Here is a 24,840-nt window from a genome sequence, read left to right as displayed (position 1 = left end):
TTTACTGCGCGGCGACCTTGGCTGCCGTTGCATCCTGCTGGCTGATCGTGTGTACCTGATAGTTAGGGTCGGACAGGATCTGTTGCTCAGTGAAAGGCAGCACGCTCCATTGTTTCGTTGAAAAGGCCTGGGTCTGATCCCGCGAGAACTTCGACGCCGGGTCGCTGGACAACGAGAACGCCAGCAGCCCTTTGGCCTGTGGTCCGTTTTCATCGAAGGTCACCACTTGCAGGTAACTCGTGCCACTGACCACTTCACGTTTACCGTCGCTGTGCGGCACGCTCTGGATGGCGTTGTAGACGCCGAGCGTACCCGGCCCACCGTGGATCGGTATTTGCTGGCCGCCGCTGCTGACCACCTGGATATCACCCCAGCGACTGTTCGCCTTGAGGCCAGACGCCTTGACCTGCTCAACCGAAGCCAGCATCGCGGCCCGTAATGCCTGCGCCACGTGCGGGCGATCAACCGCCAGGCCACGCGGGGTATGTTGCGGGTGCAGCGGATCGAAGGCGACACGCCATACGTCCGGCACAGACTCCAATGCCTCCATGACATTCTGGAAGTGCACAAAACCCACACCGCTGTTCAGGTTGGCCTTGCGGTCCCAAGCCTGGAGGCTGGCGCACAGTGGCGCGAGTGTTTTGGCCTCGGCACCGAGATCCCCTGCGCAGAATTGCACCAGGTCCGGCATCACTTGAGTCGCCTGATACACCTGATCGTCCATGACCATGTGCTGCAAGTCCGCCAACGCGATCTTGCCCGCCCGGCTCAGCGTACTCAAACGGTCCAGGGCAAAGCGTGAACGCAGGCCCAATGGCTGGCTGTCCTGGCTGATCAGCGGCGAATAGCCCGTCAGCGCTTGCGCCGGGTTGACCATCCAGGCCGAGTCGTTGGAATGCTGGACGAAATCCTTGCGCAGCAATTGCGGCAACTTGTCCGCTGCAAAGATGCCCTGCTGTGGCGCCTGCGGGTCGATGTCCCAGGCGCAGGCGCTGTTGGAACCGTCAAGAATGATCATCTGCAGGCCGATCCGCGGATCGCTGCATTGCGCCAGCTTGTCGACGCTGACATTGGGCACCACCGAGAGGTTCATGTACAGCGTCTGCCCCTGATCGTCCGCCGCCAGGGTGTTGACCCACGGAATACCCTGGATCTTGTGCACCGTGGCCTGGAATTCCTTGAGGTTTTCGGCGCGGTTCATGGCGTACCACTGCTGCAGCACGCGGTCGTTATCCAGGTTGGCGTCGCGCAGGCTGAAGGCGTACTGATGATCCCAATCCAGTTTGCCCGGCCATTGCACCACCGGTCCGAACTTCGAGCTGTAGATCACACGGGACATCCCATGGACCTGCCCGTCCGCCTGCCGGACGTTGACGCTCACGGTCTGCTTGTCCAGCGGCAACGACTGGCCATCGAGCAGGTATCGGGTCGAATCATTGGGGTCGAGTTGCAGGCGATACAACGTGAAATGCCTGGACGAGTCCACCGTGTGTGTCCAGGCCAGGTGTTGATTGAAACCGATGTTGATCAACGGCAGGCCGGGCAACGCCGCCCCCATCACGTCCAGTTTGCCGGGAATGGTCAAGTGCATCTGGTAAAAACGCATGCCGCCCACCCACGGGAAGTGCGGATTGGCCAGCAACATGCCGCGCCCGTTGAAGGAACGCTCGCTGCCGATCGCCACCGCGTTACTGCCGCGGTCCAGGGCAAAGCGCTGCATTCGCGTGGCGGCCACCTGGAACGCTGCCTGCGCACTCGACGCCTGAGCCACGGCTTTCGGTGGCGTGGCAGCGGCCAGGGCTTCGGCAAACTGGCCGACGCCACCTTCGACCAGCAAGCGCCGGGTCAGCTTGACCACATCCAATGCCGTGATGTCCCGGACCCAATCGCCCTGACACTGCGGCGGCAAACCCTGGGCGCGACGTTCGCTCAAGGAACGGTTGTACCCCGCCACATAGCCTTCAACCCTTTCACGCACCTCCGGCGACTGGGCCTGCCAGAAACCGGAGACGGCCTGCGGGGTGTTCAACCAGGTGAAAAACACATCGCTGACCAGGTTCTCACGCTCCTCGACGGTGAGCTTATCCGCTCCGAAATAACGCGAACGCTCGCCATTCACCGTGGTGATCTCGTTGGCCAGCAGGCACAGGTTGTCCTGGGCGTAGGCATAGCCGATGCCGTAGCCGAGCCCGCGCTCGTTGTCGGCTCGAATGTGCGGCACGCCAAAACTGGTTCGGCGAATGTCGGCGCCCGTTTGCGCAGGCATATCGCTCGCGCTCGCCGCAAGGCTCAACCCCAGAGTCACACCCGCCAGGCTCAGCCTGGTTAACTGGCTGGAAATAATCACGCTCGCTCCTGATCGAAAAAACGATGGCTGACCGTGCGCATGCCCACGCGCACTGCGCCTCCCTGTAGGGACGAAGCTCACATCAAAAATTTAGGACCTTGGCTGCGCACAGCGCCTGGACTAACAGGTTGATCACACGACGGCGACAAAATTTCTACATTTGAGCCTTCATGATTTGGGTTGCTCATACGTCCAGTCATGTAGGAGCGACCATTTTTCCTGATCAGACTCTGAAAAGGAGTTTTGCAATGTACAACTCGCAACTGCCAACGGACGGTAGCAACGCGCCAAAGGGTACTTCCATGGGAGTCGGCGTATTCGAGCCGCGTACCGACCGCCACGGCAACGAGCGGATCAGAATCCTGCTCAAAAGCTATGGCCTGCGGACCAGCCTGATCCGCCTGAAAGTCATCGATGCCCTGCTGACGGCCGCCGAAAGCGACCGCAGCCTTGGCGTGCGTGGTGTGCACAGCCAATTGCTGGACCTGGATATTCCCCTGTCCTTTCTCAGTGTGCGTGAAGTGCTGAAGCGCTTGTGCAGCGAAGGCGTGATTGTGCTCAATCCGGACAAAAGCTACAGCCTGCATCCACAGGCTGCCGCCATTCTGCGCAACCAGTGATCAGGGCTTGACCTTGCGGCGCATCACGCCATTGATGACCACCACGATCACCGCCACGCCAATGGCGATGTACTGGAACATCTTCTCGCTGATGACGCCGGTGTTCTGCAACCAGGAAAGGCCAAACATGATCCCCAGTACTGCCAGGGAGATCAGAATCGAGTATTTCAAACGTTGCGACTGAGTCATTGCGGGTTCCTGAATCTGAAAATGTATCCGGTGTGTATCGATACGCATGCCAAGCACTTACCCGGTTTGGGGAATAATCGGCTACAAGCGGGGTCTCATGTTACAGCCGATGAAGCTTTTTAGCTTCATTACGGCGATAACCATGAGGACTTTCAAATGTTGCGTCGAATCACACCGCTGATTCCCCTGCTGGCCATCCTGACCCTGAGCGGCTGCATTATTTACCCTCACGGGGGCCGGCACCACGATCACTACTACAACCATGGCGGATCGGGTTATTACCAGCATCGCTGACGGCGGCTCAACCTGCTGAATCCTTGCGGTAAAAATCAAGCGCTGGAGGCACTCTTTACAGCGACTGCGTTATCCGCAAGACGTCATGAAACTGCTCGACCGCCAAGCGTCGCCGGCCCGTTCGATGCACCGGACGGGCCGCGCAAATGGTGTCAAGCCTTGGCCGAGACACTACTGCCTGGCCGCTCCATGGGGCCGTTGCTCTTGCCGTAGGTTTCCAGGTTTTGCAGGACGTAGATCGCTTTCTTGAACTCGGGAATCAAGTAATTGGCGTACTTGTTGCCCTTCAGATTGTTGCTCTGGATGTTGTCCAGTTGCGTGGCAAAGTATTCCAGCGCATTGAACTTCGCGTCAGGGTCCTTGATGCCAAAGCGGTCGAACTTGTCACCGGCATTACTCAGCGTAACCGCCGTTACATCGCTGATCAGGCCACGTTCTTTCAGAAAGACACTGAGCGTGCCCATGGACTTGACTGAAACATTGGCAGGGTCAAAACCCTTCATCTGCTTGCGCAATTGCATCTTGTCCATCCTGGCTGTATCCAGTTCAACCGGATTACTGCCTACCAGGGCCAGCATCTGCTTGACCTTGACGCTCTGGGACACAGGTTTTGAACTGCTGGCGTTATCTCTAACCAGCAGGCCCGCCTTCGGGGTCCAGGCGCCGGTATAACCGATAGTCATTGAAAAACTCCATGTCTGACCGAATTCAGTGGTCACCGAGTATCAACGGCACACATGAAGCCACCAAACTTAAATTCAGAGTTTTTACAATTATCGTACAATTCTGAAACAACCCGTACATACAGCTCTGCCCGTTTTTATTTTTTGTACACTTCGGTTAGTTCATTACTATCAATCAGGACATACTCTTTCGGCGTTTCAACCTGACGATTTTGTAATGTGCCCCTCATCTGCCTGACAGCATTGATCTACCATCATCGGATGACGGATCTTTGTAGCAATCTGAAACACTCCTTGAATGCCTGACCAATAAAAAGGGTCAGAATGCGTTTTTTGCCCGCTAGTCGAGACCAATCCCATGCGAAACCCTCTGCGTCTGATCGCCCTGAGCGCCCTGTTCATGTCCTCCCTGGCCCAGGCCGCCGATCTCATTCCGATCGAGGTGCATCGCGATGCCAATTGTGGTTGCTGCAAAAAGTGGATCAGCCACCTGGAGGCCAATGGTTTCAAGGTCGAAGACCACGTCGAAGCCAACATGAGTGAGTTCAAGCAACAGCACGGCGTGCCGCCGCGCCTAGCGTCGTGCCACACCGCGTTGATCAACGGCAAATTCGTTGAAGGCCACGTTCCGGCCGACCAGGTCCTGGCCCTGAGCAAGCGCGACGATCTGTTGGGCGTCGCGGCCCCTGGCATGCCCATGGGTTCGCCTGGCATGGAGATGGACGGCATGAGTGACGCCTATCAGGTCATCGGCCTGAAAAAGGACGGCACTGACCTGGTGGTTGCGGACTACCCGGCCCATTGAGTTGGGGTGCGTACTTCGGGCTGTTTTTCGCAGCATTCGGTGCGGCTTCGCTGCTGCCGCTGCAATCCGAAGCCGTGCTGGTGGGCCTGTTGCTCAGCGATCGGCATTGGCTCTGGGCACTGCTGGCGGTGGCAACCCTCGGCAACGTTTCGGGATCGCTGCTTAACTGGTGGCTGGGACGCGGAGTCGACCGGTTCCGTGACCGGCGCTGGTTTCCGGTAAGTCCCCAGCACCTGGAAAAAGCCCGGTTTCATTACCAACGCTACGGCCACTGGTCGTTGCTGCTCAGTTGGCTGCCGGTGATCGGCGATCCGCTGACGCTGGTCGCCGGAGTCATGCGCGAGCCGCTGGGGCGCTTCCTGCTGATCGTCACCTTGGCCAAAGGCGCCCGTTACGGCGTACTGGCCGTGGCGACACTGGGCTGGATGGGCTGAACCTTCAAGGGCGACGATTGCCTTTGTTTGATGTCGCCCTGCTCGCCAGGCTGAACAAAACCAACCCCGTGCGTTGAAGAGGAAAGGCTGATGCCTGTACAGATTGCAGTGCTTGATGATTGGCAGGATGTGGCGCGGGATGTGCTGGACTGGTCGGCGCTGGACAGCGTCGGCCAGGTGAGTTTCCTCCATGACTACCCCGCCGACAACCAAGCCCTGGCCAAGCGTCTGGCCGGGTTTGAGGTGATTTGCGTGATGCGTGAGCGCACCCGCTTCGATGAAGACCTGCTGCACCGCCTGCCGAAGCTCAAGCTACTGGTGACCGGCGGCATGCGCAACGCGGCCCTGGACCTGAAAGCCGCCGCGGCCCTGGGCATTCAGGTCTGCGGTACCGACAGCTACAAACACGCCGCACCGGAACTGACCTGGGCGCTGATCATGGCGGCAACCCGCAATCTGGTGCTCGAAGCCAACGCCTTGCGTTCCGGCCAGTGGCAACAAAGCCTTGGCGGCGACTTGCACGGCAAGACACTGTCGATCCTCGGCCTTGGCAGCATCGGCCAGCGCGTCGCGCAGTTCGGTCAGGTGTTCGGCATGCGCGTCATCGCCTGGAGCGAAAACCTTACCGCTGAACGTGCGGCACAAGTCGGTGTAACCCGTGTCAGCAAGCAGGAGCTGTTCGTACAGGCCGACGTGCTGTCGGTGCACCTGGTGCTCGGCGAGCGCACTCGGGGCCTGGTGGACGCACAAGCCCTGGGCTGGATGAAGCCCACGGCGCTGCTGGTGAACACCGCTCGCGGACCGATTGTCGATGAAGCGGCGTTGATCAAGGCGCTACAGAAACAGCGGCTGGCCGGCGCCGCACTGGACGTCTTCGAACATGAGCCGCTACCTGCCCACCATCCGTTCAGGACCCTGGACAACGTGCTGGCGACGCCCCATGTCGGGTACGTAAGCCAACAGAACTACCAATTGTTTTTCTCGCAAATGATCGAGGACATCCAGGCCTGGTCGGCGGGGGCGCCGATTCGTCTGCTGGGTTGATAGCGCGTCAGGGGGCAAGAAGATCAAAAGCCAAAGCGCATTTGAATTCATTCCCCTGTAGGAGCGAGCATGCTCGCGATGGACGTCAACGATAACGCGTGCTGCCTGAATGCCCGCGTTGTCCTGGCGTTCTTCGCGAGCATGCTCGCTCCTACAGACGAGCAGAGCCATCAGGTCGAGCGTTAGCTCGCCTGCAGTTCTTGATCCCTTCAGGGCTCGATTCAAGCTTTCCTTGAAACCACTGGCAGAACGTAATGAATAATTGTTCATGCTGCGGTGTTCTCAGGACATTGACCATGAACATGAGATTGCCGGCGCAGTCAGCCCCCTTCAAATGTACAGGCCGCTTGCGCTGCATTCGACGGGGCGCACTATGATCTCAAACGCATGAATCGATGGAGCAAAGCCCATGAATATTCGTTTTGCAGTTCTGATGACCCCGCTGTTGCTGAGCGTTGCACTATCCGGCTCCCTCGCCCTGGCCAACGGTGGTGGCGGCGGTGACGAGCCGCCTGCCAGACCCAATTGCCCCAAGGGTCAGGTGCTGGATACCCGGTCGCAGCGCTGTGTCAGGCAGACCAGCAACCTGGTGCCTGACGAAGATCGCACCAATTATGCCTATCAACTGGCCAAGGACGGGCGTTATGAAGAAGCCCTGGCGCTGCTCGACACGCTGAAACAGCCAAATACCGCAAAAGCGCTGAACTATCGCGGCTACGCCACGCGTAAACTGGGGCGCACCGACGAAGGCATCGGTTATTACCTGCAATCGGTGAAACTCGACCCGCAATACGCGCAGGTCCGCGAATACCTCGGCGAGGCCTATGTGATCAAAGGCCGGCTGGATCTCGCGCAGGAGCAATTGCAGCAGATCAAATCCATCTGCGGCAACACCCAGTGCGAGGAGTACCAGGACCTGGCCGAAGCCATCAACGATTCATCGAAAACCTGAAAACCCGAGCGGACGGAGGTCGCCATCGCCAGCGATCAGGAAATACGAACGGAACTGAACCAGCATCTGGCGCGTTTATGGCGCTACGGCCTGCTGTTGTCCCGACAGCGGCACATCGCCGATGACCTGGTGCAGGCCACCTGCGTGCGAGCGTTGGAGCGGGCCGCGCAATTCGTGTCGGGGACGCGCATGGACCGCTGGCTGTTGAGCATTCTGCATTCGATCTGGCTCAACGAAATCCGCGCCCAGCGAGTGCGCCAGGGTCAAGGCCAGGTGGATGCCGATCAGGCCTTGTCGTTCGATGGTGAAGCCGTGGCCCAGACCCACGTATTGGCGGCACAGGTCATCCGCCGCGTCGATGCGTTGCCCGAGGCCCAGCGCGAAACGGTGTTTCTCGCCTACGTCGAAGGCCTGTCCTATCGCGAAGTCGCCGATGTGCTGCAAGTGCCCATCGGCACGGTCATGAGTCGCCTCGCCGCCGCCCGGGCGAAACTGGCCGAGTATCCACCGTTGCACGCGGTGCCCCACCCTTACCGAGGAGAACATTGATGAACGCGAAACCCTCGGACGAACTACTGGTGGCTTACCTCGACAACCAACTCGATGTCGAGCAGCGCTCGCGCATCGACGCGGCCATCATTGCCGACCCCATGCTTGGCCTGCGCCTGCAATGGCTGGATCGCAGCAGCCTGCCGTTCAAGGAGGCCTACGATGAACTGGCCCGGCAGGCACCGGTGGATAGCCTGCAAGCCATGCTCGCCACACTTCCCTCCCCCGTGCGCCCTGGGCTCAATCGACGCTGGTTCCTTGCCGCCGCGGCCGGACTGTTGGCCGGTGGCGTGCTGGCCGACCGTTTGTTTCTCGGCTGGCAAGCGAGTCGACAGACTCACAACTGGCGCGGTCTGGTGGCCGATTACATGGCGCTCTATGTGCCGGCGACCCTGGAGCATTTGCCCACTGACGAAGCCACCCAGCGGGCCCAACTGCGGACGATCGATGCGCGCCTGGGCCTTGACCTCGCGCCGGCGAAACTGAGCCTGCCCCGCGCCGAGTTCAAGCGTGCGCAAATCCTCGAGTACGACGGCGCCCCCATCGCCCAGATCACCTACCTCGATCCCGCGCATGGTCCCATGGCGCTGTGCGTTACCCGTTCCAACAGCGGCAGCCGGCGTTTGGCCCGGGAGCAACGGCGCGAACTGAACATCGTGTATTGGGCGGACCAGGAACACGCCTGGATGCTGATCGGGCATCAGTCGATGACGGACTTGGAGGAGATGGCCACGTTGTTGCGGAAGCGGCTGAGCGCGTGATGGGGAGGCACAGGCTTGCGGGGTCGTGAAAGGCCCCGCGGCTCGTCATGCTCTCCAGCTTTCGAGGCCCGACTTTTCGAGCCCATGAGCCTGTTGCGGCTCTCCGGTCGCCCCTTTCGACATCGTATATTTCACCGCATCGCCCACCAGAAAACAGGCGTGTCCCTCGGCGGTCACGTTAGGCCCGATTCTGATTGCCACGGTGCTGAAACCGCCATCCGGCATGACCATCGCAAACTTTGTCGACAGGTTTTCGATCCTGACGTCCCTGATTGCACTGATCGTACCCTGCCCGCTGGTTTTTATTGTTGGCGCGCTCATTCGTCTCCTCCAGCCCTGCCGCCTTGTCCTGGCTATACGTTGCAGACTCATGAAACGCGCAAGCTCAGTGCGTTGCTACTGTCAAACCTGACAGATGATGCTGCCGCTTGTCGTAATCAAACCGAAGCCGGCAACCACAATCGAAAGCGCGCCCCGCCCAACGGCGAGGCTTGCACCGTAAGCGTGCCGCCCTGGGCCTCCAGTGCGCGGCGGCTGATCGCCAGCCCCAGACCGAAGCCGCCGGTGGCACGATCGCGGCTACGGTCGAGGCGGTAGAAAGGTTCGAAAATTCGCTCGCGCTCGTCGTCCGGAATGCCGATGCCGTCATCGTCGACCCAGATTTCACAGCCGCCGGTGTTGACCTGCACACCAATCTGAATACGCTTTTCGCAATAGCGCATGGCATTGCGCAGCAGGTTTTGCAGGGCGCGGGCCGTCAGGCGCGGATCCAGGCTGAAGCGTTCCAACTGACCATGGAGCAACACGTCGATAACGATTTCCGGGGACTCCATTTCTTCGTCGACGCTGCCAAGAATGCTGTCGATGAATTCATCCAGCGACACCTCGACCTGTTCCGGCAGCCGCGCCGGGTTTTGCAGGCGACTGTAGGACAGCAGTTCCAGCACCAGTTCATCGAGTTCACGAATGTGCGCCACCAGGCTTTGCAGGCGCTCGCGACTGGCTGCCGGCAAGTCATCCGAGAGGGCCAGCGCCAGGCCGAAATCCAGGCGCGTCAGCGGCGTGCGCAATTCGTGGGACACGGCATTGAGCAGGTCGCGCTGCTGGTTGAGCAGGTTCTCGATATCGCCGGCCATGGTGTCGAACACACTGGCCAGGCTGCCGATGTTGGAATTCGGGGAAATTTGCGTGCGCTCGCCCAGGTTGCCCTTGCCAAAGCGTTCGGCCGCGCCCTTGAGGCGCTCCAGGTCACGCCAGTGCGGGCGCAGCCACAACAACAGGCACGCGAGCATGGTCGCGCCGATCAGTACGTTGATGCTCCAGTACAACAGATTGACGTCCAGCGGATCCGGAGGCACCACCATTTGCACCACGGTGCGCTCGTTCAGCGGCGCGACCGCCAGCGTGCGCCAACCCCAGTCGCCCACGCGCACGACGTTCTCGCCGCGCTGCAGGCGCTGCTGCTCATCGGGCGTCAGGCTGCTGTCGTCATTGCTGCTGAGCACGATGCGCAGCGGATTGAAATCCTTGTCCATCTCCGCGGCCAGGGTCGCCCACTGTTCGGCCGGAACCGAGCGAAACTGTTTGACGATCAGCGTTTGCAACCCGCGCGAGTAATCGAGGTTGTAGGTGACAAAGCGCTCGTGGAACACCTTGACCACCAGATCCGGCACCAGGTAAATCGCGGCGCTGAATGAAACGATGGTCACCAGGTACAGGCGAAAGAGGATTCTGAACATCGGCTCAGCATTCCCACTCGGAACGACTGAACAGGTAACCCTTGCCCCACACGGTCTTGATCTTGCGCGCCTCGCCGGCGTGGTCGTCGAACTTGCGCCGCAACTTGGAAATCGCCACGTCCACCGAACGGTCGGTGCCATTGAATTCGATACCGCGCAGACGCTGCAGGATCTGGTCGCGACTCAACACTTCACCGGCATGCCGGGCCAGCACCACCAGCAGGTTGTACTCACCGCTGGACAATTCCACTGGTTGCTGGCGCCAGGTGACGGTGCGTTCGGACAGGTCGATGCACAAGTTGCCCATCAGAATGCGGTCATTGGCGGTCTGCGGCTCGCTGAGGCTGCTGCGGCGCAACAGGGTCCGCACCCGGGCCAACAGCACCCGTGGCTCACAGGGTTTGGTCACATAGTCGTCGGCCCCCATTTCCAGGCCAAGCACTTGGTCATGACTGTCGTCGCGGGCGGTGAGCATCAGGATCGGCAAGGTCGCCGAATCGGCGCGCAGCAGGCGACAGACCTGCAAGCCGTCGAGGCCGGGCAGCATCAGGTCGAGGATCACCAGGTCAGGTGGATCGAGCCGCGCACGTTCGCGCACAGGGTCACCGCGACTGATCACGCTGACGGAATAACCGTTGCGTTCCAGGTAGCTGGCGATCAGTTCGGCGAGGGCGGTGTCGTCTTCGACCAGGAGGATGTTGGGCATGGGGTGTTTCCACAAAGTGCTTTGGCGTCTGTTCCGGCCTCTTCGCGAGCAGGCTCGCTCCCACAGGATTTGCGGTGAACACAAATGATCTGAACATCACTGGCCACTGTGGGAGCGGGCCTGCCCGCGAAGCGATCTCTCAGACGCAATAGAAATCAAGGACTGAAGGATATACGCCCTCACTCGTTCCTGAGTAAAACCCTTACACAATTTCACACAGCGCCAACAAAGCTTCACCGCTACCCTCGCCTGCGCCCGGTAGCATGCCGGGAGTCATTATTGGGGTATTACATGTCGAAGAATCTGCTTGCCAGGCTCAGTCTGATTGCTCTGGCGTTGACACTGGGGGCGTGTGACAAGTCTTCGAACGCCGAGGAACAGACACCGCTGGCCACGGTGCGCATCGAAACCGTCGAAGCACGGCCACTGACCATCAGCAGCGAGCTGAGCGGGCGGATCGCCGCGCCCCGTGTGGCCGAAGTGCGTGCCCGCGTGGCCGGCGTGGTCTTGCAGCAGACCTTCCGTGAAGGCAGTGATGTGAAACAGGGCGATGTCTTGTTCCGCATCGATCCGGCCCCCTTCAAGGCGGACCTGAACAGCGCCGAAGCGGTCTTGCGCAAAGCCGAGGCCAACGCGTTCCAGGCCGGCTTGCAGGAGCGACGCTACGCCCAGTTGATCGATGACAAGGCCGTCAGCGCCCAGGACTACGACAATGCCCGGGCCATCGCACGGCAAACCGCCGCCGACGTCGCCGCCAGTAAAGCCGCCGTTGAACGAGCAAAACTGAACCTCGGCTATGCCACCGTCACCGCGCCGATCTCCGGTCGCATAGGCCGGGCGCTGGTCACCGAAGGCGCGTTGGTGGGGCAGAACGAAACCACGCCCCTGGCGCTGATTCAGCAACTGAACCCGATCCACGCCGACCTGACCCAGTCCACCCGCGAACTCAACGAACTGCGCCGGGCCTTCCGCTCCGGCCAGTTGCAGCAGGTCGGCCAGGGCCAGGCCAGGGCCACGCTGATTCAGGATGACGGCAGCCTCTATCCCCTGCCGGGCAAACTGCTGTTCAGCGATATCACGGTCGACCCGGGCACCGGCCAGATCATCCTGCGCAGCGAGTTCCCCAACCCAGACCTCGACCTGCTGCCCGGCAGTTTCGTACGTGTACGCCTGGAACAGGCGGTCAACCAGCAGGGCATCAGCGTGCCGCAACGGGCGATCCAGCGTGACAGCGCCGGCATCGCCCAGGTGCTGCTGCTCGACGCTGAGCAGCGGGTCGGCCAGCAACCGGTCGAACTCGGCGCCGTGCAGAACGATCGCTGGATCGTCACCGGCGGCCTGAAGGCAGGCGACCGCATCGTCATCGAAGGCCTGCAGCACGCCCGTCCCGGCGAGAAAGTGCAGATCGACGACACCCCTCTTCCACTCGCCCAGGTGACTGGTCAGTAAGCAGGACGCTTTTTTATGCCGCAGTTCTTTATCGACCGTCCGGTGTTCGCCTGGGTGGTTGCCCTGTTCATCCTGCTGGCCGGTGCGCTGGCCATTCCGCAATTGCCGGTGGCGCAATACCCTGATGTGGCGCCGCCACAAATCGAAATCTACGCCGTGTACCCGGGCGCTTCGGCGCAAACCGTGGACGAAAGCGTGGTCAGCCTGATCGAGGAAGAACTCAACGGTGCCGATCACCTGTTGTATTTCGAATCCCAGAGCAGCCTGGGCAGCGCCACCATCAAGGCCACCTTCCAGCCCGGCACCAACCCGGAACTGGCCCAGGTGGACGTGCAGAACCGCCTCAAAGCCGTGGAGTCAAGGCTGCCGCAAGCGGTGATCCAGCAAGGTCTGCAGGTGGAGAAAGTCTCCTCCGGCTTCCTGCTGCTGATCACCCTGACCTCCAGCGACGGCAAACTCGACGACGTGGCGCTCAGCGATTACCTGGCGCGCAACGTGATGAACGAGATCAAGCGTCTGGACGGCGTCGGCAAGGCGCAGTTGTACGGCGCCGAACGGGCGATGCGGATCTGGATCGACCCGCAGAAGCTGCTCGCGTTCAACCTCACGCCGGCGGACGTCAATACCGCGATCGTCGCGCAAAACGCCCAGGTGTCGGCCGGCAGCATCGGCGATCTGCCGACCCGTACCACCCAGGAAATCACCGCGACCATTCTGGTCAAGGGTCAGTTGTCGACCCCTGAAGAGTTTGCCGACATCGTCCTCAAGGCCAACCCGGACGGCTCGACCGTACGCATCGGCGATGTGGCGCGGGTCGAGATCGGCAGTCAGGAATACCAGTTTTCCACGCGCCTGAACGGCAAGCCGTCCACCGCCGTCGCCGTGCAGCTGTCACCCGGTGCCAACGCCCTGAACACCGCGACCCTGGTGCGGGCGAAGATGGATGAACTCAAGCGCTACTTCCCGGCGAACGTCGCATACTCGATTCCGTACGACACCTCGCCCTTCGTCAAGGTGTCGATCACCAAGGTCGTCTACACCCTCGGCGAGGCGATGCTGCTGGTGTTCGCGGTGATGTTCCTGTTCCTGCAAAACATCCGCTACACGTTGATTCCGACCCTGGTGGTCCCGGTGGCGTTGATGGGCACCTTTGCGACGATGCTCGCACTCGGGTTTTCGATCAACGTGCTGACCATGTTCGGCATGGTGCTGGCCATCGGCATTCTGGTGGACGACGCCATCGTGGTGGTCGAGAACGTCGAGCGGATCATGGCCACCGAGGGCTTGTCGCCCAAGGAAGCGACGCGCAAGGCCATGCGGCAGATCACCGGGGCCATCATCGGCATCACCCTGGTGCTGGTCGCGGTGTTTATTCCCATGGCGTTCATGCAGGGTTCGGTCGGGGTGATCTACCAGCAGTTTTCGCTGTCGATGGCCACCTCGATCCTGTTCTCGGCCTTCCTTGCCCTGACCTTGACCCCGGCCCTGTGCGCGACGCTGCTCAAACCGATCGCCAAAGGCGAGCACCACGAAAAGACCGGGTTCTTCGGCTGGTTCAACCGCCGCTTCGAACAACTGACCGAGCGCTATCAGGGTTGGGTGGCCTATGCGTTGAAACGCACTGGGCGCTTCCTGTTGATCTACGGCGTACTGTTGATCGGACTGGGCCTGGCGTTCACTCGCTTGCCCTCCTCGTTTTTGCCGGTGGAAGACCAGGGCTACACCATCACCGACATCCAGTTGCCACCCGGTGCGAGCAAGAACCGCACGGTGCAGGTGGCTGAACAGGTCGAAGCACACAACGCCGGGGAACCGGGCATCCGCGACAGCGTGGTGATCCTCGGTTTCAGCTTCTCCGGCAGCGGCCAGAATGCGGCGCTGGCGTTCAGCACGCTCAAGGACTGGTCCGAGCGCGGCAGCGACGACTCGGCGGCTTCGATTGCCGACCGCGCCAACGTCGCCCTCGGCCAGATCAAGGACGCGGTGACGTTCGCCGTCCTGCCGCCGCCCGTGGATGGCCTGGGTACGTCCAGCGGATTCGAGTTCCGCCTGCAGGATCGCGGCGGCCTCGGCCATGAAAGGTTGATGGAAGCCCGCACCGAGTTGCTCGCGGCGGCGGAAAAAAGTCCGATCCTGATGAACGTGCGCGAAAGTGCCCTGGCCGAGGCACCGCAGGTGCAACTGGTGGTCGACCGCAAGCAGGCCAACGCACAGGGGGTGTCCTTTGCCGACGTCGGCAACGTGCTGTCCACGGCCGTGGGCTCGGCCTACATCAACGACTTCCCCAATCAGGGGCGGATGCAGCGCGTCGTGGTCCAGGCCGAGGGCGATCAGCGCAGCCAGGTGCAAGACCTGTTGAAGATTCACGTGCGCAACACCCACGGAAAAATGGTGCCTTTGTCGGCCTTCGTGCAGGCCAAATGGACTCAGGGCCCGGCGCAGTTGACCCGCTACAACGGCTACCCGGCGATCAGCATTTCCGGTGAACCGACACCAGGCCACAGCACCGGAGAAGCCATGGCCGAGATCGAGCGGCTGGTGGCGCAAGGCCCGGCGGGCCTGGGCCAGGAATGGACCGGGCTGTCGTTGCAGGAACGGCTGTCCGGCAGCCAGGCGCCGATCCTGCTGGGGCTGTCGCTGTTGATCGTGTTCCTGTGCCTGGCGGCGTTGTACGAGAGCTGGTCGATCCCGACCTCGGTGCTGCTGGTAGTGCCGCTGGGTGTGCTCGGCGCAGTGCTGGCCGTGACCTTGCGCGGGATGCCCAATGACGTGTTCTTCAAGGTCGGACTGATCACCATCATCGGCCTGTCGGCGAAAAATGCGATCCTGATCATCGAGTTCGCCAAGAGCCTGTACGACGACGGCCACGACTTGATCGACGCGACCCTGCAAGCCGCGCGCCTGCGGTTGCGGCCGATTGTCATGACCTCCCTGGCGTTCATCCTTGGCGTGGTGCCCCTGGCTTTCGCGACCGGCGCCAGTTCGGCGAGCCAGCAGGCCATCGGCACCGGGGTGATCGGCGGGATGATCTCGGCGACCCTGGCCGTGGTGTTCGTACCGGTGTTTTTTGTGGTGGTGATCAAACGGGTGCGCAAGCGCCACAAAACCACCTGACCAAGCATCGCCCCCTGTAGGAGCGAGCAAGCTCGCGATGGCGCCGTGTCAGTCGATGACGATGTTGACTGTAAGTCCGCCATCGCGAGCAAGGGGGTCTCGGTGATTTCAAGATTGTGCTCGCCTGGGCTAAGGTGTTGGCATAGTCCGAAGCCCATCGAGCCTCCATGTCCTTCCTCCCCCGCACCCACCCTCGCCTGTCCGCCGCCATCCTGCTGGGTATCGCGGTGGGCATTCTGGTCCCGGCCGATTCGCCGATCAGCAAGATCCTCATCGGTTGGAATGCCGGCGTCTGGATCTACCTGTTGCTGATGTTCTGGCTCACTGTGCGCTCGAAAGCGACTGACGTTAAACGCATCGCCGAAACCGAAGACGAAAACGCCGGGCTGGTGTTGGCGCTGGTGTGCATTGCGGCACTGGCCAGCCTGGCGACCATCACCTTCGAACTGGCCGGCAGCAAAGACCTGGAAACCACCCGCAAGCTCCTGCACTACGGCTTCACTGCGTTGACGGTGATCGGTTCCTGGCTGTTGATCGGGGTGATTTTCAGCGTGCATTACGCGCGCCTGTTTTACACCTGGCAAGGCAAAGAGCCGGCGCTGCGCTTTGCCGAAGGTCTGACGACACCCAATTACTGGGACTTCCTGTACTTCTCGTTCACCATCGGTGTGGCAGTGCAAACCTCGGATGTTGGCGTGGCCACGCGGGGCATGCGCAAGATTGTGCTCGCGCAGTCGTTGATCGGTTTTGTGTTCAACACGGCCATTCTCGGTTTTTCGATCAACATCGCGGCCGGCCTTTTCGGCTGATGACTGCACACCCTCGGTCGAGGCGTGAAACAGCCCGGCCCTGCCTGGGTGTTCGCTCGGCAATCCACAATCGGGCTTGACAGCGAATTGGCTTTTGGTGTCTTCTGAAACCGGTTTCAGCACTATCTCGCGAAGCGCTCGACCTTATAAATCCAAAAAGAAGGTTTCAGACCGTGAACGATTTCTCCGCCGCCCAGCGCAGCCGCGTGACCATGCTCGATGTGGCCGAACACGCCAGGGTCTCCAAGGCCAGCGTTTCGCGATTCATCGGCGAAGACCGCGCCCTGCTCTCCGATGCCATTGCCCAACGCATCGAGCAGGCGATTGCTGAATTGGGCTATCGCCCGAACCAGATGGCCCGCGGCCTGAAGCGCGGGCGCACCCGCCTGATCGGCATGCTGGTGGCCGACATCCGCAATCCTTATTCAATCGCCGTGATGCACGGGGTGGAAACCGCCTGCCGCCAGCACGGCTACAGCCTGGTGGTGTGCAACACCGACCGCGACGACGAGCAGGAACGTCAACACCTGGCCCTGCTGCGCTCGTACAACATCGAAGGCCTGATCGTGAACACCCTCGGCCATCACCGTGACGAGCTGCACGAACTGCACCGGGAAATGCCGCTGGTACTGGTGGATCGCAAGGTCGAGCACCTTGAAAGCGATATGGTCGGGCTGAACAACCCGCAGGCCATCGAAATGGCCCTCGACCACCTTGAGGAACGCGGTTACTGCGATGTATTGCTGGTGACTGAGCCGTTTGATGGCACCAGCTCACGAATTGAGCGGGTCAGCAGCTTCAAGGCGCAAATCGAGCAACGCCCGGCGCTTCGCGGCACCCACATCGAAACCGGCAGCGAACTCACCGCACAATTGAAAATGTTCCTCGACACGCCTGGCCCCGGCCCGAAAGCACTGTTTTGCGCGAACGGGGTTGCCGCGCTAGCCAGCACCCATGCGTTGCGTGAGCTCAAGTGCAACTTGTTCGATGACATTGGCTTGATCGCCCTCGATGACCTGGATTGGTACCCGTTGGTGGGCAGCGGCATTACCGCCCTCGCGCAGCCGACCACCGAAATGGGCGCCAGTGCGTTCGAGTGTCTGCTCAAGCGACTGCGCGGGGATGACGGGGCGGTGCGGACATTGGATTTTTCGGCGCGGTTGATTGTTAGAGGGTCGACCCTTGGGAATTTACGTTGAATGTCAGGGCCCCTTCGCGAGCAGGCTCGCTCCCACAATGAGCCTCTATTCTCAAATCAACTGTGGGAGCGAGCCTGCTCGCGAAGGGGGCCAGGAAGCACTGCAAATTTTTTTGAACAAAAATGAAATCGGTTTCAGAGGTAGAAAAACAATGAAAAGACCAGCCGTTTCCATCAGCCTGTCCAGCTACGGCGCCGACCTTGTGCGCCAGCGCGGCCAGGGCAGCTTCATCGGGATTCTCGCCGCCGCCGGCGCTTCTCGCATCGAATGGCGCGAAGAATTACTGACCACCGAGAACCCAGCTCAACTGGCCGACACCACTCAAGCAGAAGGCCTTGAGAGCGTTTATTCGTCGCCAATGGAGCTATGGCTGGCCGGGCAATCCAGGCCCAATCCCGAACTGATCACGGCCCTGCAACGCGCCCAGGCGTTCGGCGCCAAATGGCTGAAGGTATCGCTGGGCTACTTCACTGAAAACAGCGATCTGCAAACCCTCGCCCGAGTGCTGGGCGAAAGCGCCGTGCAGTTGCTGGTGGAAAACGACCAGACTCTGCACGGCGGCCGCATCGAACCCTTCCAGCGTTTTTTCGCGGATGTGGAGCAGCACGGGCTGCCGATCAAAATGACCTTCGACATCGGCAATTGGCACTGGCAAGACCAGTGCGCCGCCAGCGCCGCGCGATTGCTCGGCCGCCATGTCGGTTATGTGCACTGCAAGGCGGTCACGCGCCGTGCCGACGGCAAACTGGTTGCCATCGCGCCCGCCGTCAGTGACCTGCAACAATGGGAACACTTGCTGCGGCACATGGCCCAGGGTGTAACGCGGGCCGCGGAATATCCGCTGCAAGGCGATGACCTGGTGCAACTGACCACCGAGCACGTCGCAGCCCTCGCCCACCTCGGCCAGTCGCAGCTGGAGAGTGCTCATGTCTGACATCGATATTCTGTCTTTCGGCGAGACCATGGCGATGTTCGTCGCCGAGCAGGCGGGTGATCTGGCCAGTGTCGGCGCTTTCCACAAACGCATTGCCGGGGCCGACAGCAACGTCGCCATAGGCCTTTCCCGATTGGGTTTCAACGTGGCATGGCTGAGCCGTGTCGGCGCCGATTCGCTGGGCCGGTTCGTGGTCGACACCCTGGAAAAAGAAGGCCTTGATTGCCGCCACGTCGACATCGACACCGCCCACCCCACCGGTTTTCAGCTCAAGTCGCGCACCGACGATGGCAGCGATCCCACCGTCGAGTACTTCCGACGTGGCTCTGCGGCCAGTCACCTGTCGTCGCACTCGATCGTCCCCGACTTGCTCAAGGCCCGGCACTTGCACGCCACCGGCATTCCCCCGGCGCTGTCGGAAACGGCCCGGCAGATGTCGTTCGAACTGATGACCCGCATGCGCGAGGCTGGGCGCAGTGTGTCCTTCGACCCGAACCTGCGCCCGAGCCTGTGGGCCAGCGAGCAACAGATGATCACCGAGATCAACCGCCTCGCCGCCCTCGCCCATTGGGTGTTGCCGGGGTTGAGCGAAGGTCGCTTGCTGACCGGCTTCGAGGACCCGGCTGACATCGCCGCCTTCTACCTCGACCAGGGCGCCGAAGCCGTGGCAATCAAGCTTGGCCCGCACGGGGCTTACTACCGCAGCCATTTTGACCAGGGTTTCGTGGCTGGCGTGCCGGTGGAAACAGTGGTCGACACCGTGGGCGCCGGCGATGGTTTTGCCGTCGGCATGATCAGCGCGCTGTTGGAAAACCACAGCTTTGCCGAGGCCGTGAAGCGTGCCAACTGGATTGGCAGTCGCGCGGTGCAGAGCCGTGGGGATATGGAGGGGTTGCCTACCCGTTCCGAAATGGTCAACGAATTTGAGGCCGCCATCGCGAGCGGGCTCGCTCCTACAGGGGATTTGTGTCGAACCTAGATCACCTGCTCGCGATGAGGCCAGTACAGGCACTGAAAAACAACCCGTTACCTGCTGCGACAAAAACAACAAGCTCAGGAGCACCACCATGAAAACCGCAACGCTCACCACCCGCCGCTGGTGGTACATCATGCCCATCGTGTTCATCACCTATAGCCTGGCGTATCTGGATCGCGCCAACTATGGGTTCGCCGCCGCATCCGGCATGGCGGCGGACCTGATGATCACACCCGGGCTGTCATCGATGCTCGGCGCGCTGTTCTTCCTCGGTTACTTTTTCTTCCAGGTCCCCGGCGCGATCTATGCGCAGAAGAACAGTGTGAAGAAACTGATTTTCGTCAGCCTGATCCTCTGGGGCAGCCTGGCGACGTTGACCGGGATTGTCTCCAATGCCTATTGGCTGATCGTCATCCGCTTCATGCTTGGCGTGGTCGAAGCCGCCGTGATGCCGGCGATGCTGATCTATCTCTGCCACTGGTTCACCCGCGCCGAACGCTCACGGGCCAACACCTTTCTGATTCTCGGCAACCCGGTGACCATGCTGTGGATGTCGGTGGTCTCGGGCTATCTGGTGCAGCACTTCAGTTGGCGCTGGATGTTCATCATCGAAGGATTGCCCGCGGTGTTGTGGGCATTCATCTGGTGGCGCCTGGCCGATGATCGTCCGTCACAAGCCAAGTGGCTCGACGATCAGGAAAAGCAGGATCTGGAAAGCGCACTGGCCGCCGAGCAGGTCGGTATCAAGGCCGTGAAGAACTACGCCGAAGCGTTTCGCTCACCCAAAGTGATCATCCTGGCCCTGCAGTTTTTCTGCTGGAGCATTGGCGTGTACGGCTTTGTGTTGTGGCTGCCGTCGATCCTCAAGGCCGGCGCGCAGATGGACATGATCCAGGCCGGCTGGCTGTCGGCGCTGCCCTACCTGGCGGCGGTGATCGGCATGCTGCTGGTGTCGTGGGGGTCGGACAAGCTGCAAAAACGCAAACGTTTCGTGTGGCCACCCCTGCTGATTGCCTCGATTGCCTTCTATGGTTCCTACGCCTTGGGTGCCGAACACTTCTGGTGGTCCTACACCCTGCTGGTGATTGCCGGCGCCTGCATGTACGCGCCTTACGGACCGTTCTTCGCGATCATTCCGGAGATCCTTCCGGCCAACGTCGCGGGTGGCGCCATGGCGCTGATCAACAGTATGGGCGCCCTCGGTTCCTTTGGCGGCTCCTATCTGGTCGGCTACCTGAACAGCGCCACCGGCTCGCCCGGTGCCTCGTATCTGTTGATGAGTGGTGCGTTGATGTTCTCGGTGCTGTTGACGATCTTCCTCAAGCCCGGCGCCAGTGATCGGGAGCGGCCTTCGGCCACGGTAACGCACGCCGCCACGGCACATTCCTGAATTGAAGTTGAGATCTCGAAGATGAAAAAGCAGGTCGTCCTGTACAAAAAGCTCTCGCCGCTGTTGATGGCTCGCCTGCACGAGCAGGCCGAAGTGACGCTGATCGATAACCTTGATGCCGAGGGCCTGGGCAAACTGCGCGATGCCCTGCCCCGCGCTCAGGGCTTGCTGGGTGCCAGTCTGAAACTGAATGCCGAACTGCTCGATCTGGCACCCCACCTTCAGGCGATTGCCAGCGTCTCGGTGGGTGTCGACAACTACGACATCGACTACCTGACCCAGCGGCGCATCCTGCTCAGCAACACACCGGATGTCTTGACAGAAACCACCGCCGACACTGGTTTCGCGCTGATTCTGGCAACGGCCCGGCGCGTCGTGGAACTGGCAAACATGATTCGCGAAGGCAAGTGGACCCGCAATATCGGCCCCACGCATTTCGGCAGCGACGTGCACGGCAAGACCCTGGGCATCATCGGTATGGGGCGCATCGGCGAGGCCCTCGCGCAACGCGGGCATTTCGGTTTTGGCATGCAGGTGATCTATCACAGCCATTCGCCGAAACCTGCGGTGGAACAGCGTTTCAATGCGCGCTACCGCAGTCTGCCGGAGCTCCTGCAACAAGCCGATTTCGTTTGCCTGACGTTGCCACTGACCGCTGAAACCGAAGGGCTGATCGGTGCAGAACAGTTCGCCCTGATGCGTCCGGAAACCATCTTCATCAATATTTCACGGGGCAAGGTAGTGGACGAAACAGCGTTGATCGAAGCCTTGCGTACGGGCCGGATTCGCGCGGCGGGGCTGGATGTATTCGAACGCGAACCGTTGAACCAGGACTCACCGCTGTTGCAGTTGAACAACGTTGTGGCGACACCGCACATCGGCTCGGCCACCCATGAAACACGGGAGGCCATGGCCAGATGCGCGGTGGACAACCTGTTGGCGGCGCTGGCGGGTGAACGTCCGGCCAATCTGGTGAATGTTGGGGCGTGGAAAGCCTGAGGTATTGGGCGCCTGGACTGGCCCCTTCGCGAGCAAGCCCGCTCCCACACTGGATCTTCAGCGTTCACAGGTATTGTGTACAACCGAGATCAAATGTGGGAGCGGGCTTGCTCGCGAAGGGGCCAGTAAAGACAATGTAAAATCCTTCAGGCGCGCCGCGCCTCCAGCAATTGCGCCGCGCACAAAGAAATCCGCCGGCATGCTTCAGCCAGCTTCATCCGGTCCACTACCAGGCCTATGCGGATATGCCCCGCCGCGCTCGGGCCGAAGGCCTCACCGGCCAGCACGGACACGCCATAGCCCTCCAGCAGGTGTTCGGCGAAGCGCTGGGCCGACAAGCCGGTCTGACTTACATCGACCATCACGAACATGCCGCCGTCCGGACGAATCGGCCTGAGGCCCGGACATTGATCCAGACTTGCACACACCAGGTCACGACGCTGGCGATACTCTTCGCGCATCGCGGCCACTTCCGGCAGGTCCCGGTCCAGAGCCAACTGTGCGGCGTTCTGCACGAAATCCGGAATGCCGAAGAGCATGCTCAGCGACAGATTGACCAGGTGTCCGGCCATGGGTTTGGGCCCGATCACCCAGCCCACCCGCCAACCGCTCATGGCGTGGGACTTTGACAGGCTGTTGATGGTCGCCGTCCGTTCGGCCATGCCCGGCAGGCTCGCGGGGCTGATGTGCTCGCCTTCGAACAGCAGATCGCTGTAGACCTCGTCGCTGATCAGCCACAAATCGTGACGAACGCACAACGCCGCCAGTTCCTGCCAGATCGACAGTGACAAACTGGCGCCGGATGGATTGTTCGGACTGTTGAGCAGGATGGCGCGTGTTTTCGCCGTGATTCGTGCCGCGACATCCGCCGGGTCGACGCGAAACCCGTTATGCGGACGCACTGGCACGGGGATCACTGTGGCCGCACAGGCGCCGATCACGCCTTCATAGGTCACGTACATCGGCTCGGCGACAATCACTTCATCGCCCGGATCGAGCAGACATTGCGCCACCGAATACACCGCGCACTGCGCGCCTGGAAAGACAATCACATGTTCGGCATCCACCACCTGACCACTGCGCTGCCGATGTCGGCGAGCGATGCTATCGCGCAGCCCTCGACTGCCGCGCACTTCAGGGTAGTGCGTTTCACCGGCCAACAGGCTGGCGATGGCGGCCTGGACGATGGGTTGCGGCGTATCGAAATCGGGGTCGCCGATTGACAGCAGCAGGACATCGATGCCCTGTTCGCGCAATTGCAGCGCTCGATCGTGAATCTGCCAGGCCGCCGCTCCGTCACCGGCGATTCGTTGGGTCAAGGCTGAGTAGCGCATATCTGTCTCCTGTCGCGCGGGTGCTCCCAGCCACAACCCTATCTCAAATCACGAAACGCGCCACCATCGCTTTCAAACATGAACCAGTCAGTGCTTGCCAACGGCCATCCGCCAGACGCGCGCGATATCGGTCGCCCGCTCACGCAGCAAGCGCGGCGCCTCGGCACAGGCCTGCTCCAGGGTCATCGGCCCGCTTGCCAGGGCAAACGCAGCGTCGATGCCATGCTCATAGAGCGCCTGATATCCATCGCCCAGCGTGCCAGCGATGACGATGACCGGTACGGCCTGCTGCCTGGCAACACGCGCCACGCCAAACGGCGTCTTGCCGCGCAGGGTTTGCGCATCGAAACGCCCTTCGCCCGTGATCACCAGATCGGCGCCTGCTACCGACTCGGCCAGGCCCGCCAGTTCGCCAACCACCTCGACCCCGGCCTTGAACTGCGCGCCCAGGAACGCTTTGGCGGCAAACCCAAGGCCACCCGCGGCGCCACTGCCCGGTTCGTCGCGAACATCCTTGCCCAGGGCAGTCGCGCAATGGTCGGCAAAATGCCCCAGCGCCTGGTCCAGTTGTTCGACCTGCACGGGCGAGGCGCCTTTTTGCGGGCCAAAAATCGCCGAGGCGCCGTGGGGGCCGCAGAGCGGGTTGTTAACGTCAGCGGCAATGTCGAAACGCACCTGTGCCAGACGCGGATCAAGGTCGCTCAGGTCGACCCTGGCCAATTGCGCAAGTGCGAGCCCGCCCGGTGACAGCGTCTGCCCCTGGGCGTCCAGCAGTTTCACGCCCAGGGCCTGCATCGCACCGGCACCGCCGTCATTGGTCGCACTGCCGCCAATCGCCAGGATCACCCGAAGCGCACCGGCATCCAGGGCGGCGCGGATCAATTGCCCGGTACCGAAGGTGCTGCTGATGCACGCATCCCGTTGTGCCACCGGGACCAACTGCAAACCGCTGGCCTCGGCCATTTCGATGATTGCGGTGTGGCTCTGTGGCAACCAGCCCCAGGCGGCATCCACCGTGGTCCCCAGCGGCCCGCGAACCACGGTGCGGCGTAACTCGCCTTCGCACGCGGCAAGAATCGACTCGACAGTCCCTTCCCCGCCGTCGGCCATGGGGCATTTGATCAGTTGTGCATCCGGCCACACCTGCGCCAATCCCAATGCAATGGCATCGGCCACGCCTTGAGCGCTGAGGCTGTCCTTGAACGAATCGGGGGCGATCACGATTTTCATGGGAATTCTCCAGTTCCAATGTCCACATGCTGCCAGCCGCCATGAACAATAACGCCGGTCCGCTGCACAAGCGCCGATGGGGATTATTGTTCAATTCCACAAAACCCGGAGGTTTCACTCAATCCCTTGTGGGAGCGAGCCTGAACTGGCCTAATGATCCCGGACACCTCTTAAGGGCGATATGATTCGCCCAATCAGGAGGTTCCATGCAAGAGCGAAAGACCTATACCCGCGAGTTCAAGCAACGTGCTGCCAGCATGGTTCTTGATGACAACTGCTCGAT

Annotated in this window: 24 protein-coding genes; 16 read left to right on the top strand and 8 right to left on the bottom strand. The window is 61.2% G+C overall.

The features are described from left to right. Nucleotide 1: 1 nt before the first annotated feature. Complete coding sequence (locus CAG47_RS21245; RefSeq protein ID WP_085727065.1) at nt 2-2,347, bottom strand: acylase; 2,346 nt, start codon at nt 2,345-2,347, stop codon at nt 2-4. 248 nt (nt 2,348-2,595) lie between these two features. On the opposite strand from CAG47_RS21245, the gene CAG47_RS21240 reads away from it, so the two are divergent. After that, entirely contained in the window at nt 2,596-2,967 is a 372-nt protein-coding gene (locus tag CAG47_RS21240; protein WP_015094968.1) for a hypothetical protein, read from the top strand. Here CAG47_RS21240 and CAG47_RS21235 read toward each other — a convergent pair whose 3' ends face one another. Further along, nucleotides 2,968-3,156, bottom strand: a complete 189-nt coding sequence (locus tag CAG47_RS21235) for a hypothetical protein (RefSeq protein ID WP_085727064.1) — start codon at nt 3,154-3,156, stop codon at nt 2,968-2,970. Nucleotides 3,157-3,312: 156 nt separating this feature from the next. On the opposite strand from CAG47_RS21235, the gene CAG47_RS28770 reads away from it, so the two are divergent. Then, nucleotides 3,313-3,450: a hypothetical protein gene (locus CAG47_RS28770; protein WP_177409050.1), complete on the top strand. Its 138-nt coding sequence runs from the start codon at nt 3,313-3,315 to the stop codon at nt 3,448-3,450. Nucleotides 3,451-3,602: 152 nt separating this feature from the next. On the opposite strand, the gene CAG47_RS21230 is transcribed toward CAG47_RS28770, so the two are convergent. Then, a complete protein-coding gene (locus tag CAG47_RS21230; RefSeq protein ID WP_085727062.1) occupies nt 3,603-4,133 on the bottom strand; it encodes a hypothetical protein in 531 nt (176 codons plus the stop codon). Between the two features lie 358 nt (nt 4,134-4,491). Here CAG47_RS21230 and CAG47_RS21225 point away from each other — a divergent pair, with 358 nt between their 5' ends. From CAG47_RS21225 to CAG47_RS21200, 6 genes are all read left to right on the top strand, one after another. Beyond that, nucleotides 4,492-4,938, top strand: a complete 447-nt coding sequence (locus CAG47_RS21225) for a DUF411 domain-containing protein (protein WP_085727060.1) — start codon at nt 4,492-4,494, stop codon at nt 4,936-4,938. Then, the gene (locus tag CAG47_RS21220; protein ID WP_085727058.1) at nt 4,935-5,372 is read left to right on the top strand and encodes a YqaA family protein; all 438 of its coding nucleotides are present in this window, start codon (nt 4,935-4,937) and stop codon (nt 5,370-5,372) included. Before CAG47_RS21225 ends, CAG47_RS21220 begins: the two co-directional genes overlap by 4 nt. Before the next feature lie 90 nt (nt 5,373-5,462). Further along, nucleotides 5,463-6,416 carry a D-2-hydroxyacid dehydrogenase family protein gene (locus tag CAG47_RS21215; protein WP_085727056.1) on the top strand — a complete coding sequence of 318 codons (954 nt, stop codon included), beginning with the start codon at nt 5,463-5,465 and terminating at the stop codon, nt 6,414-6,416. Nucleotides 6,417-6,825: 409 nt separating this feature from the next. Then, on the top strand, nt 6,826-7,368 hold the full coding sequence (locus CAG47_RS21210) for a tetratricopeptide repeat protein (RefSeq protein WP_085727054.1): 543 nt from the start codon (nt 6,826-6,828) through the stop codon (nt 7,366-7,368). 66 nt (nt 7,369-7,434) lie between these two features. After that, nucleotides 7,435-7,917, top strand: a complete 483-nt coding sequence (locus tag CAG47_RS21205) for an RNA polymerase sigma factor (RefSeq protein ID WP_085727052.1) — start codon at nt 7,435-7,437, stop codon at nt 7,915-7,917. Further along, complete coding sequence (locus CAG47_RS21200; RefSeq protein WP_085727050.1) at nt 7,917-8,678, top strand: anti-sigma factor; 762 nt, start codon at nt 7,917-7,919, stop codon at nt 8,676-8,678. The genes CAG47_RS21205 and CAG47_RS21200 overlap by 1 nt, the downstream gene beginning before the upstream one ends. 45 nt (nt 8,679-8,723) lie before the next feature. Here the strand turns inward: CAG47_RS21200 and CAG47_RS21195 are convergent, their stop codons facing one another. The 3 genes from CAG47_RS21195 to CAG47_RS21185 form a co-directional block, all read right to left on the bottom strand. Further along, on the bottom strand, nt 8,724-8,999 hold the full coding sequence (locus tag CAG47_RS21195) for a hypothetical protein (protein ID WP_085727048.1): 276 nt from the start codon (nt 8,997-8,999) through the stop codon (nt 8,724-8,726). A gap of 116 nt (nt 9,000-9,115) precedes the next feature. Further along, on the bottom strand, nt 9,116-10,417 hold the full coding sequence (locus CAG47_RS21190; RefSeq protein ID WP_085727046.1) for an ATP-binding protein: 1,302 nt from the start codon (nt 10,415-10,417) through the stop codon (nt 9,116-9,118). A 4-nt stretch (nt 10,418-10,421) separates the two neighbouring features. Then, entirely contained in the window at nt 10,422-11,123 is a 702-nt protein-coding gene (locus tag CAG47_RS21185; RefSeq protein ID WP_085727044.1) for a response regulator transcription factor, read from the bottom strand. Between the two features lie 291 nt (nt 11,124-11,414). Between CAG47_RS21185 and CAG47_RS21180 the strand changes: the two genes are divergently transcribed. The 8 genes from CAG47_RS21180 (at nt 11,415) to CAG47_RS21145 (ending at nt 21,993) form a co-directional block, all read left to right on the top strand. Then, nucleotides 11,415-12,572, top strand: a complete 1,158-nt coding sequence (locus CAG47_RS21180; protein WP_085727042.1) for an efflux RND transporter periplasmic adaptor subunit — start codon at nt 11,415-11,417, stop codon at nt 12,570-12,572. 15 nt (nt 12,573-12,587) lie between these two features. Next, nucleotides 12,588-15,686, top strand: a complete 3,099-nt coding sequence (locus tag CAG47_RS21175; protein WP_085727040.1) for an efflux RND transporter permease subunit — start codon at nt 12,588-12,590, stop codon at nt 15,684-15,686. A 167-nt stretch (nt 15,687-15,853) separates the two neighbouring features. Then, nucleotides 15,854-16,495, top strand: coding sequence for a DUF1345 domain-containing protein (locus tag CAG47_RS21170; RefSeq protein ID WP_085727038.1), 642 nt, complete (start codon nt 15,854-15,856; stop codon nt 16,493-16,495). 173 nt (nt 16,496-16,668) lie between these two features. After that, the gene (locus CAG47_RS21165) at nt 16,669-17,694 is read left to right on the top strand and encodes a LacI family DNA-binding transcriptional regulator (RefSeq protein WP_085727036.1); all 1,026 of its coding nucleotides are present in this window, start codon (nt 16,669-16,671) and stop codon (nt 17,692-17,694) included. A 151-nt stretch (nt 17,695-17,845) separates the two neighbouring features. Then, on the top strand, nt 17,846-18,628 hold the full coding sequence (locus CAG47_RS21160; RefSeq protein ID WP_085727035.1) for a sugar phosphate isomerase/epimerase: 783 nt from the start codon (nt 17,846-17,848) through the stop codon (nt 18,626-18,628). After that, nucleotides 18,621-19,607 carry a sugar kinase gene (locus CAG47_RS21155; RefSeq protein WP_085727033.1) on the top strand — a complete coding sequence of 329 codons (987 nt, stop codon included), beginning with the start codon at nt 18,621-18,623 and terminating at the stop codon, nt 19,605-19,607. The genes CAG47_RS21160 and CAG47_RS21155 overlap by 8 nt, the downstream gene beginning before the upstream one ends. Nucleotides 19,608-19,695: 88 nt before the next feature. Further along, complete coding sequence (locus CAG47_RS21150; protein ID WP_085727032.1) at nt 19,696-20,994, top strand: MFS transporter; 1,299 nt, start codon at nt 19,696-19,698, stop codon at nt 20,992-20,994. Nucleotides 20,995-21,015: 21 nt separating this feature from the next. Continuing rightward, nucleotides 21,016-21,993, top strand: coding sequence for a D-glycerate dehydrogenase (locus tag CAG47_RS21145; protein ID WP_085727030.1), 978 nt, complete (start codon nt 21,016-21,018; stop codon nt 21,991-21,993). Between the two features lie 146 nt (nt 21,994-22,139). Here CAG47_RS21145 and CAG47_RS21140 read toward each other — a convergent pair whose 3' ends face one another. Beyond that, nucleotides 22,140-23,327 (bottom strand): pyridoxal phosphate-dependent aminotransferase, encoded by a 1,188-nt coding sequence (locus tag CAG47_RS21140; RefSeq protein WP_085727028.1) that lies wholly within the window; start codon nt 23,325-23,327, stop codon nt 22,140-22,142. An 87-nt stretch (nt 23,328-23,414) separates the two neighbouring features. Next, entirely contained in the window at nt 23,415-24,557 is a 1,143-nt protein-coding gene (locus tag CAG47_RS21135; protein WP_085727026.1) for a glycerate kinase, read from the bottom strand. Nucleotides 24,558-24,840 lie beyond the last annotated feature (283 nt).

It is taken from the genome of Pseudomonas sp. R37(2017) (genome assembly GCF_002113375.1).
GTDB lineage: Bacteria > Pseudomonadota > Gammaproteobacteria > Pseudomonadales > Pseudomonadaceae > Aquipseudomonas.
Note: the sequence above shows the minus strand (reverse complement) of the source record. Positions and strands in the feature narration are given on the sequence as shown.

Excerpts from the sequence above, each read along its gene's own strand:
- CAG47_RS21215 (WP_085727056.1), top strand. The coding sequence starts at position 5,463 with ATGCCTGTACAGATTGCAGTGCTTGATGATTGGCAGGATGTGGCGCGG.
- CAG47_RS21225 (WP_085727060.1), top strand. The coding sequence starts at position 4,492 with ATGCGAAACCCTCTGCGTCTGATCGCCCTGAGCGCCCTGTTCATGTCC.
- CAG47_RS21195 (WP_085727048.1), bottom strand. The coding sequence starts at position 8,999 with ATGAGCGCGCCAACAATAAAAACCAGCGGGCAGGGTACGATCAGTGCA.
- CAG47_RS21175 (WP_085727040.1), top strand. The coding sequence starts at position 12,588 with ATGCCGCAGTTCTTTATCGACCGTCCGGTGTTCGCCTGGGTGGTTGCC.
- CAG47_RS21210 (WP_085727054.1), top strand. The coding sequence starts at position 6,826 with ATGAATATTCGTTTTGCAGTTCTGATGACCCCGCTGTTGCTGAGCGTT.
- CAG47_RS21155 (WP_085727033.1), top strand. The coding sequence starts at position 18,621 with ATGTCTGACATCGATATTCTGTCTTTCGGCGAGACCATGGCGATGTTC.
- CAG47_RS21135 (WP_085727026.1), bottom strand. The coding sequence starts at position 24,557 with ATGAAAATCGTGATCGCCCCCGATTCGTTCAAGGACAGCCTCAGCGCT.
- CAG47_RS21190 (WP_085727046.1), bottom strand. The coding sequence starts at position 10,417 with ATGTTCAGAATCCTCTTTCGCCTGTACCTGGTGACCATCGTTTCATTC.
- CAG47_RS21140 (WP_085727028.1), bottom strand. The coding sequence starts at position 23,327 with ATGCGCTACTCAGCCTTGACCCAACGAATCGCCGGTGACGGAGCGGCG.
- CAG47_RS21170 (WP_085727038.1), top strand. The coding sequence starts at position 15,854 with ATGTCCTTCCTCCCCCGCACCCACCCTCGCCTGTCCGCCGCCATCCTG.
- CAG47_RS28770 (WP_177409050.1), top strand. The coding sequence starts at position 3,313 with ATGTTGCGTCGAATCACACCGCTGATTCCCCTGCTGGCCATCCTGACC.
- CAG47_RS21230 (WP_085727062.1), bottom strand. The coding sequence starts at position 4,133 with ATGACTATCGGTTATACCGGCGCCTGGACCCCGAAGGCGGGCCTGCTG.
- CAG47_RS21185 (WP_085727044.1), bottom strand. The coding sequence starts at position 11,123 with ATGCCCAACATCCTCCTGGTCGAAGACGACACCGCCCTCGCCGAACTG.
- CAG47_RS21145 (WP_085727030.1), top strand. The coding sequence starts at position 21,016 with ATGAAAAAGCAGGTCGTCCTGTACAAAAAGCTCTCGCCGCTGTTGATG.
- CAG47_RS21235 (WP_085727064.1), bottom strand. The coding sequence starts at position 3,156 with ATGACTCAGTCGCAACGTTTGAAATACTCGATTCTGATCTCCCTGGCA.
- CAG47_RS21150 (WP_085727032.1), top strand. The coding sequence starts at position 19,696 with ATGAAAACCGCAACGCTCACCACCCGCCGCTGGTGGTACATCATGCCC.
- CAG47_RS21240 (WP_015094968.1), top strand. The coding sequence starts at position 2,596 with ATGTACAACTCGCAACTGCCAACGGACGGTAGCAACGCGCCAAAGGGT.
- CAG47_RS21200 (WP_085727050.1), top strand. The coding sequence starts at position 7,917 with ATGAACGCGAAACCCTCGGACGAACTACTGGTGGCTTACCTCGACAAC.
- CAG47_RS21160 (WP_085727035.1), top strand. The coding sequence starts at position 17,846 with ATGAAAAGACCAGCCGTTTCCATCAGCCTGTCCAGCTACGGCGCCGAC.
- CAG47_RS21180 (WP_085727042.1), top strand. The coding sequence starts at position 11,415 with ATGTCGAAGAATCTGCTTGCCAGGCTCAGTCTGATTGCTCTGGCGTTG.